Origin of the sequence: Streptomyces sp. NPDC014727 (assembly GCF_043083485.1) — a bacterium.
GTDB lineage: Bacteria > Actinomycetota > Actinomycetes > Streptomycetales > Streptomycetaceae > Streptomyces.
Genome location: NZ_JBIBYR010000059.1, coordinates 1 through 10,062 on the forward strand (window position 1 = coordinate 1; position 10,062 = coordinate 10,062).

The 10,062-nt window shown below is 68.3% G+C and carries 7 protein-coding genes and 1 pseudogene; 3 read left to right on the forward strand and 5 right to left on the reverse strand.

Translation table 11 applies throughout. The features are described 5' to 3' along the window. The 5 genes from ACF1B9_RS37550 to ACF1B9_RS37570 form a co-directional block, all read right to left on the reverse strand. Positions 1-762 (reverse strand): ISL3 family transposase (locus tag ACF1B9_RS37550; protein WP_391746928.1); only part of this gene is annotated, 762 nt, incomplete at its 3' end. A 146-nt stretch (positions 763-908) separates the two neighbouring features. After that, on the reverse strand, positions 909-1,631 hold the full coding sequence (locus ACF1B9_RS37555) for a GDSL-type esterase/lipase family protein (protein ID WP_391746922.1): 723 nt from the start codon (positions 1,629-1,631) through the stop codon (positions 909-911). A gap of 1 nt (position 1,632) precedes the next feature. Further along, positions 1,633-2,742 carry an acyltransferase family protein gene (locus ACF1B9_RS37560; protein ID WP_391746923.1) on the reverse strand — a complete coding sequence of 370 codons (1,110 nt, stop codon included), beginning with the start codon at positions 2,740-2,742 and terminating at the stop codon, positions 1,633-1,635. A 237-nt stretch (positions 2,743-2,979) separates the two neighbouring features. Then, positions 2,980-4,080 carry a CU044_5270 family protein gene (locus ACF1B9_RS37565; RefSeq protein ID WP_391746924.1) on the reverse strand — a complete coding sequence of 367 codons (1,101 nt, stop codon included), beginning with the start codon at positions 4,078-4,080 and terminating at the stop codon, positions 2,980-2,982. Next, positions 4,077-4,709: an RNA polymerase sigma factor gene (locus ACF1B9_RS37570; RefSeq protein ID WP_391746925.1), complete on the reverse strand. Its 633-nt coding sequence runs from the start codon at positions 4,707-4,709 to the stop codon at positions 4,077-4,079. The genes ACF1B9_RS37565 and ACF1B9_RS37570 overlap by 4 nt, the downstream gene beginning before the upstream one ends. 201 nt (positions 4,710-4,910) lie before the next feature. On the opposite strand from ACF1B9_RS37570, the pseudogene ACF1B9_RS37575 reads away from it, so the two are divergent. The 3 genes and pseudogenes from ACF1B9_RS37575 to ACF1B9_RS37585 all read left to right on the forward strand — a co-directional run. Beyond that, positions 4,911-5,672 (forward strand): annotated as a pseudogene (locus tag ACF1B9_RS37575) (transposase); the annotation flags it as partial. Positions 5,673-6,284: 612 nt separating this feature from the next. Further along, entirely contained in the window at positions 6,285-9,587 is a 3,303-nt protein-coding gene (locus ACF1B9_RS37580; RefSeq protein ID WP_391746926.1) for a S8 family serine peptidase, read from the forward strand. 197 nt (positions 9,588-9,784) lie between these two features. Next, positions 9,785-10,018, forward strand: coding sequence for a DoxX family protein (locus ACF1B9_RS37585; protein ID WP_391746927.1), 234 nt, complete (start codon positions 9,785-9,787; stop codon positions 10,016-10,018). The last annotated feature ends 44 nt before the right edge of the window (positions 10,019-10,062 follow it).

Here is a 10,062-nt window from a genome sequence, read left to right on the forward strand (position 1 = left end):
GAGGGGCGCGTCCAGCACGGCGGCCCAGCAGGTGCTGTGTGCCTTCACCTCGCTCAGAGCGGCTTCGCACAGGTTGTGCCACAGGTGCCACCTGTCCGCGACCTGCACCGCGTCGGGCAGGGCCCGGCGGATGGCCTCGGCATAGGTCGCGGAGCCGTCACGGCACACGACCTCGACGCCCACATGCTCGCGCAGCCACGCTTCCAGCGTGTCGGCGGTGCGGTCGGGCAGCACGTCGATCCGCTCATGGGTCTCGGCGTCGATCACCACAGTGGCATAGCGGTGCCGCCGACGCAGAGCGAAGTCGTCGACGCCGATCACGCGGGGCGTCCGCCCGGTGGGCAACGGGATGCGCAGCAGGGCGCGCAGGGCCGTGTGGCGAGACACGCCCGCCGCGAGTATCGCCAGCAAACGTGATCCCGCCCGACCCGCTAACTCCTTGACCACAGCCTTGACTTGCCTGGTCAGACGGGCCGTGCGTCGCTGGTAACGCTCCAGCACTCCGGGCATCTGCTCGCGGAAGGTCTGCCGGCAGCCGCGCGTGGGACACACCAAGCGCCGCACCCGCACACGGACCACAACCCGCCGTCCGTCGACCGGCACGTCGGCCACCGTCCGCAGGTGAAATCCGTGCACCCGCCCCGACGACGCCCCGCACACCGGACAGACCGCGGTGCCCCGCGGAGTCCGTGCCCACACCACGATCCGCTCGCCCTCGTCGGCCACATCCTCTATGACCAGCGGGGAAAGACCCGAAAACACCGTCTGCACAAGCTCATTGACATCCTTCACGCGAGTGTCAACGACCGTCACAACTCTCCGTCACCACCGAATGTGAGACAGGGCCGAACGTTTTACAGTCCCTCGGACACCTCGCAGATCAGCGCGCGGTCGTCGAGGGCACCTCTTCATCGATTCGGATTGCTGGTGAGTTGGCGGAGGTCGGTGGCTTCAGCAATGGCGTGGTGTCCGCGGTCGTTCGGGTGGAGGTGGTCGCCGGAGTCGTAGGCGGGACGGATGCGAGTGTGATCGGCGGGATCTTTGAGGATGCGGTCGAAGTCCAGGATGCTATCGAGGAGGCCACTGCGGCGGATGTAGGTATTGACGGCCTGGCGGCAGCGCTCACCGGCCGGCTCGTAGCGGGGGAACCCGTTGTAGGGCGGGATGGTCGTGGCGAAGACCCGGACACCGCGGGCGTGGGCGCGGGACACGAATTCTTTGAACCCGCTGATGATTGCCTGCGGATCGTACTGGTGCGGGGGCTGTTGGATGTCATTGATGACGTCGGTGAGCACGATGGTGTGCACGCCGGGGACCGCGAGTGCGTCGCGGTCCTGGCGGTCCAGTGCGCTGGGACTGCCGTTGTCGTTCTTGGTAAGCAGCCGGGTGGCGCTGATGCTGGCGTTGACAACCGAGACGGGCAGGCGGGCTTGTTCGAGGCGCCGCCCTATCTGTTCGGGCCAGGCTGCGCCCGGTGCGCTGCGGTAGCCGCCAGAGACCGATGCCCCGATCACCACCAGGGTGTGGTGTGAGGAGGGGACGGTCGGCGCGGTGACGTTCAAGAGTGCGCACAGGGCGAGCAGGGCGGCCGTGCGGCCGGCAGTCCGGGACCGCTCGAGGACAGGCGCCATGTCAGCGTCCGCCGTTGGCTGGACGGCCCGCAGTGCGGGGCCCTCGGAGAATCCATCGTCGGCCGGGTTGTTCGACCCAGCGGTACAGGGCCCAAGACAGGCCGAGGGAAACGGTGCAGACAGCGATGGTGAGAGCCAGGGCGGGCTCTGTCTCGAGTGCGGGATTCTCGCCGAGCAACTGCTCGGCGGCCCGCATGACGAGAAGGTGGATCATGTAGAAGGCGAAGGACCACTCGCCGAGCCGTACCAGCCACGGTTGGCGCCACAGCGACGGGGCGCCGCGCAGGTCATTGAGCGCGGCCGCCGGTATGAGACAGGACAGCCCGATCACCGTGAACGCCGCGTAGCTGGCGCCACCGGGCAGCTGATGTGCGAGGAAGTAACCGATGAGGGTGAGCCCCATGGCTCCCTCCGACCCCGGTCCGCGCCACTGCCCGATCTGGACCAGGCGGCCGATGGCCGCGCCCAGGACAAACTCCGGAAACCGGGCGAGGGGAAACGAATACAGGGTCCAGCCCAGGTTGAAGGACAAGTTGACCCAAGGCAGAAAGATCACTGCCCCGGTGCATGACATCGCCAGGGCGGCGAGGCCGCGAGGGCTGAAGCGGAGAAGGCCTGCGTACAGGACGGGGAAGGCGGCGTAGAAGAACGCCTCGCAGGTCAGCGACCAGCTGACCGGGTTCAGTGCCTGCCACCAGTGCGGGTTCCAGGAGCTCACGAGCAGCAGGTTCGCTCCCGTTTCTGCGGGGCCGCTGGGGCGCAGGCCCGGCACCAGCGTGACGGCCAGTACCAGGGCTGTCGCTGCGGTGACCAGGTGCACCGGGTATATCCGGGCGAGGCGCCGCCGCCAGAACGCCCGCGCGCTGTCTCCCGGGCGGGCCGACCATGCCAGCACGAAGCCGGACAGGATGAAGAAGAACGACACGCCCGTCGCGCCGGCCCCGAACGCCCAGTCGACGATTCGGGCGCTCTCGCCGCGGAAATAGCCGAAGTTCCGCACGTGGTAGACGAAGACCACGAACGCCGCCGCCCAGCGCATGCCGGTCAAGGACGGCAGCGCAGATGTCTGTGACGCTGCGGTTGTCTCGGTGCGGGTTGCCTGAAGCGTCATGGCTGCACCTGGCCGGTGTACGGGGACGGCAGACCGGTAGCAGCACAAATGAGCGCGTGCATGAAGGGGGTCCTGTCACGAGTTTTCGGTCGTCACCTCGTGTATGCAGGGCGCACGGGCGCCGACGAGGTAACGCGTTGATGGTTCTTGGCTGGGCGGTCCGTCCGTCCGAGCGGGACGGACGGACCGCCCAGCGGTGCCAGAACTGATCAGTTCGGGCACCGCTTCAGCGCTTCGTCAGCTTGCGCGGCCGCGTGTCTGTCCGGGCTTGTCAGTGATGCTGCGGCTCAGGACAGCGGTGGTGGCGGTGACCTGACCGGCCTTCGCCCTTGGGGTGTCCTTGATCATGACGCTGCGCTCGCCGAGGAATTCCAGGGTGTGCTTGTTGAAGATCCACTCGGTGCGCTCGCCGTCGTGGACGCGGGCGACGGCGACGCCGTGGCGGCCTGCGGCGTCCACGACATCGCCCACGACGGTGACGCCGGGGATCTTGGCTGCGGCCTCGTACAGGGCGGCACTGACCTTCGGCGGTGCGAGCTGCTCGCGCAGCAGGTCGCCGATCGTCACGAACGCCTCCTGGTCCGGGCCGGGCCCAGCGCCCTTGGTTTCGTCGTAGATCTTCTTCAGCAGCGCGTCGGGGTCGGTGGGCAGCGACTCCAGGTAGCGGTAGGTCGGGCTGTTCAGCGAGGGTGCCGCATAGCCCGGGGGCTTCACGGTTACCGGACGTCCCGAGTCGGTGCCCGTGGTCCGGCCGTCTCCTTCACTGACAACGACGCCTTCCTGCGCGGTGCCCAGCTCCGTATCGTGGCCGTTCTCGCGCAGCAAGCCGGGGCGAGTTCCGTCGACCGAGAGCCAGATCTGCCGCAGGTGCGGCTTGTCCAGGCGCATGACGAGGTCGTCGCTCTGGCTGGAGTAGGCGTCCTTGCTGGAGATGTACACGTACTGGTCGTCGCGGACGGCAGGCGCGGGCTTGGACGCAGCGACGGTGGCAATACGGTCCAGCAGCACCGCAGCCGGTGTGGCATTGGTTCCACGTGCCGACGGGCCGGAGGCCACCGTCGGGCTGGGGCCGGCGGTGGGGTGCTGATCGAACACACCGCCGGTGGCCAGTGCGACAGCCATGGCTGCGGCCAGCGGGATGGCCGTAAACGTCAGGCGGCGGCGATGCCGGGCACAGGGCTTGGCGGCGGCATCGGTGCCGTGCTGGATTTCGCGCATCAGGTGGTCCTTCAGGAGCCGGTGGCGGCGCCCGGGCAGGTCACGCTCGGCCGGGACCGGCAGCAGCCGGGCCATCTCCTCGCGCTCGGCCTGGGTGGGCATGGGCGGCTTAGGGCTCATCGGGTCTCCTCCTGGGTGGGCCGGACCGCAGGGACGCGGTCACCATCTACCTGTCCGCAGCCCGCGTCCCAGTTCCCGCTCCTGAACGGAACCTCGGCACCGGCGAACTTGCGGAGCTTCTTGCGGGCTCGCGAGAGACGAGAGCGGACAGTGCCCACCGGGATGCCCAGCGCCTGGGCCGCGGCCGCGTAGTCCAGGCCGGACCAGATACACAACGCGACGACCTCGCGCTCCGCGCGGCGCAGCCGGGACAACGCCGCATGCAGCGCCGCGACCTGGCCTGCCTCGTCGATCCGGTCGACCAAATCCTCGGCGAAGTCCGGTAGCGTCTCCTCGCGCGGCAGACGGCTGACAGCCGCCTCGTGCCGCCGCGCGGCCCGGCGGATGTTCCTCGTGGTATTTGTGGCGATGCTCAGCAGCCAAGGCCTCAGAGACCCGCCGTCCAGGTCCACCCTTTCGCGCAGCCGCCATGCTTCCAGGAAAGTCAAGGACAGCACGTCCTCGGCGGCTGACCAGTCGCCGGTCAGCCGAAAGGCATGGTTGTACACCGCCCGGGCGTAGTCATCGAAGAGAGACCTGAACGTATCGGTATCTCCCGCCCGTATTCGGGCGCGCGCACTCATCTCCATACCCTCGGACTGTCCGGCCAGCCCGAACCAGTTCCCGGAACGTGATGCACGCCACTTGGCAGCAATGCCGTGCAATTAGCCTCGCGCTTTCATGAAGCGGGCCGTCCGACAGGCGGTCAGGTAAGCGAAAAGTGCCTCTGACCAGCGAGAATGAGGATTGCTGGGGTCCTTGTTCCCGCCCCTGTCGGAGGCACTTTCCAGGTGAAGCAGCCTATCGGGTCCTACCCCCCATGTCCGTGTCCAGAGTGACGGCCGAACCGTGGTCTCGCAGGCCGGTTCGGTCCTGCTGGTCGAAACGGCCCGCAAGATCGGCCTTGACCAGGCCATCTCCGCAGCACTCGCCCCTGGCCCAAGCCGCGGGCCGTCCACGACCCGGGCAAGGTCCTTGTGGATCTCGCGCTGGCGGTCGCGCCCGGCGGGGACTGCCTCGCCGACATCGCACTGCTGCGGCCCGAGCCAGCCGTGTTCGGGCCGATGGCCTCCGACCCGACGGTCTCCCGCCCGGTCGACGCCCTCGCCACCGCCGGAGGGAAGGCACTGGGTGCGATCCGCGCGGCTCGGGCCGAAGTCCGCAGCCACGTCTGGAAGTTGGCTGCAGGTCGGGCTCCGGACACCGGCGGGCGGGTGACCGTGGACCTGGACGGAGTTCTGGTCATCGCGCACTCGGACAAGCAGGGCGCCGCCCCGACCTGGAAGAAGACCTACGGCCACCACCCGTTGATGGGGTTCGTCGACCACGGACCGGGCGGCACTCACGAGTTCGTCGCCTGGCTCGCCCAGCGCGGGCGCTGGCTGTCCTACTCGGTCGGCATGGTGATCACCGAGGCCATCCACCAGCACGTCCTCAAGATTCCGGCATCGGCCTGGACCCCGGCCGTCGAGACCGACGGCGAGATCCGGGACGGCGCCTGGGTCGCGGAACTCACCGGCGACCTGCTCGACGGCTGGCCCGAGGGCATGCGCCGGTTGATTGTCTCGGGGCAGACGCTGAACAGGTTGGCGACGGCGACCTGGGGCAGGCCGTGCCGGTAATGGAGGACGGTGGCCAGGAGCCGGTCGGCGAGGGTGAGGATCGGGCGGCGCCCGGTGCTCCCGTCGCCCTTGGCGCGTGGGCGGTGGCCGCGTCGTTTGTGCAACCCCGCGTCCGGTGGTGTGCGTGCGGGCGAGATCGGCGCACATCGCAATGGGGATTCTCGTCCACGTACTGCCCGAGCAACCGGCAGGGGCGGGCGGAGGCATGTTCTGGTGACCGCGCCGGTGCCCTGTGCTCCTACGGCTGTTCATGGTGGTCCAGGAATCGCTTTCAGCAGGGTGGCGCGTGTTCACCGCCATGGTTCGGTGCCCGCCGAACTGACGCACCTCTAGGGTCTGACCGCGGAGATCGACCAGTTCCTCGACCGGGCCCACGTGGGCGGTGCGGTCGGCCCTTCAGCCCACCGAGCCAGCCACATCGGCCTGATCAGTCCCGGTCGGCGGGGCGGAGAGACTCCGTTCTTCCTGCACATTCATCAAGGTGAGGACTTACGCAAACAAGTGAACACAATAATCCCAACCGCCGTAGCCACGGCAGTCACCATGGCGCTCGCAGCAGGCATGGCAGGCCCGGCGGCTGCGAGCGGAAACAGCACGGGGCACGCTCTTTTAAACGCGGGGGACGCCGGGGCGACCCGCTCGCTCACCGCCGGCCACAGCATCACACTGATCACGGGCGACCGGGTCCTGGTCGACGCCACCGGACGCGCTCTCGGAATCGAGCGGGCAAAGGGCCGTGAACACATACCTGTCCGGACGCGCAATGCCGGGAGTCACACCCTCGTCGTGCCCTTCGACGCCGAACGGCTCATCGCCTCCGGCAGGCTCGACCAACGGCTCTTCGATGTCACCGAGCTCGACCAACTCGCTGTTCGTAAGGCCCAGAAGAAGGGCCTGAAGGTGATTGTCGGCTACCAGGGCGCAACCGCCGCGGCCGCCCGGGCCAACGTGCGCGCCACAGGCGACACTCAGGTCCGCAGGACTTTGAAGAACCTCGACGCGGACGCCGTCGTCATCCCCCGCGAAGACATCAAGGACCTGTGGGACACACTCACCCGCGAACAGGCGGGCGGTTTCCGCACCACCGCTTCCGGAATCTCGCACATCTGGCTGGACGGTGTGCGTAGGGCGAGCCTCGACAAGAGCGTCGCGCAGATTGGCGCGCCCAGCGCCTGGGCGGCGGGGTACGACGGTAAGGGCGTGAAGATCGCCGTGCTGGACACGGGTGTCGACGCCACGCACACGGACCTGAAGAACCAGGTGGTCGCTGAGAAGAACTTCACCGCGTCGGCCGATGCTGGGGACCGCCAGGGACACGGCACACACGTCGCGTCCACCGCGGTCGGCACGGGTGCCAAGTCCGGCGGCACGTACAAGGGTGTCGCGCCGGGCGCCAAGCTGCTCAACGGCAAGGTTCTCGATGACGACGGCGTAGGCGACGACTCCGGCATCCTCGCAGGCATGGAGTGGGCGGCCGAGCAGGACGCCGACATCGTCAACCTCTCCCTCGGCGGCCAGGACAGCCCCGGAGTGGACCCACTGGAGGCAGAGGTCAACAAGCTCTCCGCGAAAAAGGGCATCCTCTTCGCCGTCGCGGCGGGCAACAACGGCCCGGGGACTGTGAGTTCCCCCGGCAGCGCGGACGCCGCGCTGACTGTCGGAGCGGTCGACGGCAACGACAGGCTGGCGGACTTCTCCAGCACGGGCCCACGCGTCGGTGACGGCGCGATCAAGCCCGATGTCACCGCACCGGGCGTGGACATCACCGCGGCCGCGGCACCGGGTAGCGCCCTCGCGCGGGAGGTCGGCGAAAAACCGCCAGGCTATCTGACGATCTCCGGAACTTCGATGGCGACCCCGCACGCCGCCGGCGCCGCCGCAATCCTCAAGCAGGAGCACCCGGACTGGACCTACGCCGAGTTGAAGGGCGCACTGACGGGTTCCGCCAAGGGCGGCGCCTACACGCCGTACGAGCAGGGTTCGGGGCGTATAGCCGTCGACAAGGCCATCAGGCAGACGTTGATCGCCGAACCGGTGTCGCTGAACCTCGGCACGCAGCGGTGGCCGCACACCGATGACGCCGCGGTCACCAAGAAGGTGACGTACCGCAACTTGGGCCAAACCGACGTCACGCTCAGCCTCTCCATGACCGCGAACGACCCCAGGGGGCGGGCGGTCCCCGACGGTTTCTTCAAGCTCGGCGCAAAGACGGTCACGGTCCCGGCCGGCGGCACGGCGTCCGTCACCCTCACCGCCGACACCAAGCAGGGCACTGTGGACGGCTCCTACGCGGCGTACATCACCGCCACACAGGGCGGCCAGTCCGTGCGCACCGCCGCGACAGTGACCCGCGAGGTCGAGTCCTACGATGTAGCGGTCAAGCACATCGGTCGCGACGGGCGGCCCTCGTCCGAATACACCACCGGACTGCAGGGCCACTCCGGCCTGGCAAATGGGATCGAGCTCACTCCCTACGACCCGTCCGGCACGGTCAAGGTCCGCGTCCCCAAAGGCGACTACCTCCTGGACTCGCAGATCGTGATGGATCCGAACGACGCGAGCAAGGGCGTGGACTGGCTGGCCCAGCCCAAGCTGAGTGTCACCAAGAACAAGACGATCACCGTGGACGCCCGGACCACCAAGCCGGTGGACATCACAGTGCCGGACGCCGCGGCGAAGCCGGTCCTCGCCTCGGCGCTCTACACGCTCCGGGCGGGCAACGAGGTGTTCATCCACGGCGCCTGGCTCGACAGCTACACCAACCTCCGCACACGTCACCTCGGGCCGCAGATCACCGACGGTTCGCTGTTCCAGCAGTTCGACGGACACTGGACCAAGGGTGCGAGCGCCGAGTACGACACAACGGCCGCCACGCCAGTGAAGCAGCTCGCCACTGGCTTCACCAAACACTACAAGGCCACTGACCTTGCCACGGTCCGGGCCGGGCTGGGCGCCTCCACGGCGGGCAAGGAGGGGTCGGTCGCGGCAGTGTTCGATCCGCCGGGGCTGGGCGTCCCCTCCGCGATCTACGTCACGCAGAAGCTCCCCAGCCCGCGCACGCTGTATCTGTCCACGGCTGTGGGGTGGACCTTCGACTTCAAACAGTACGGCGCTCCGGACAGTGACGGCCGTCCCAGCACCGAAGCGGCCTACTGGAGCAGGATGCCGCAGACCTTCGAGGCGGGCAAGACTTACCGGAGGACCTTCAACACAGGCGTCTTCGGACCCTTGATGAGCGGGAACCACGGTGTCTTCCGGGACGGCAACACCATCGTGGGCCGCGTGCCGGTTTACGCCGACGGCCAAAGCCACGAAGGCACGTCGACGTATCTGTCGGTCAGGACGGCGCTCCACCGAAATGGCACCAAGCTCGTCGAGAACGCCGACCCGCTCGACGGAACGGGCGAGTTCAAAGTCCCGGCAGGGGACGCCGAGTACAGGCTGACGTCGTCCGTCCGGCGCAGCACCAAGGTCGGCGCGGCCTCCACCCGCATCGACACCAGCTGGACGTTCCGCTCCAAGAAAACCACGACACGGAAGCAGCTGCCCGTGTCCACCGCGCGCTTCAACGCGGCACTGGGGCTGGACAGTACGGCGCCCGCCGGCAAGACGCAGAGCATCGGGGTGAACGTCCAGGGCGCGGCGGAGGGCGGCAACCTGAAGTCCCTCACCGTCCGCGTCTCCTACGACGACGGCCATAGCTGGAGGAAGGCGACCGTCACGGGTGACAGGATCACCGTGAAGAACCCTGCCAAGGGCAAGGGCATCTCCTTGCGCGCCGAGGTCACCGACAAGCAGGGCAACACCTCGATGGTCTCGATCCACAACGCCTACTACGGCAAGTAACACCGCGCCCCGACGAGGCGCACCACTGCGTGCGGGGCGGCGTGACATGTCGCCCCGCACGTTGACAGAGGCCGTCGGCCAGCCTTTTCGACCTCACTGGCTGGCTGCACCCGCGGCGGGAGAGCGCGGGCACCGAGGTCGCCGACCGGCTGGGAGACGATGTGGCCGCCACCTGGGCGGCCAGAGAGAGTGGACCAGTGAACGGATGGTTGTGGGGCGGGCAGGTCTTCCTGGCGCCGGCGTTCTTGGGGGTGGGGCTGTGGAAGCTCACGGTCTCCAAGGAACGGTTGCGGGCGCAGATGGCCTGGGTGGACGACCTGTCGCAGGGCACCGTGCGTGCCGTGGGAACCATGGAGGTCGTGGGCGCGGCCGGTGATCCTCGGTACGTGCAGACCGCACGCGGCTTCGGTTACCGCTTCGGTAGCTCGTGAACGACCGCAGAACCGTGCGGGCACGAAAGGTCGTACGCGGACGC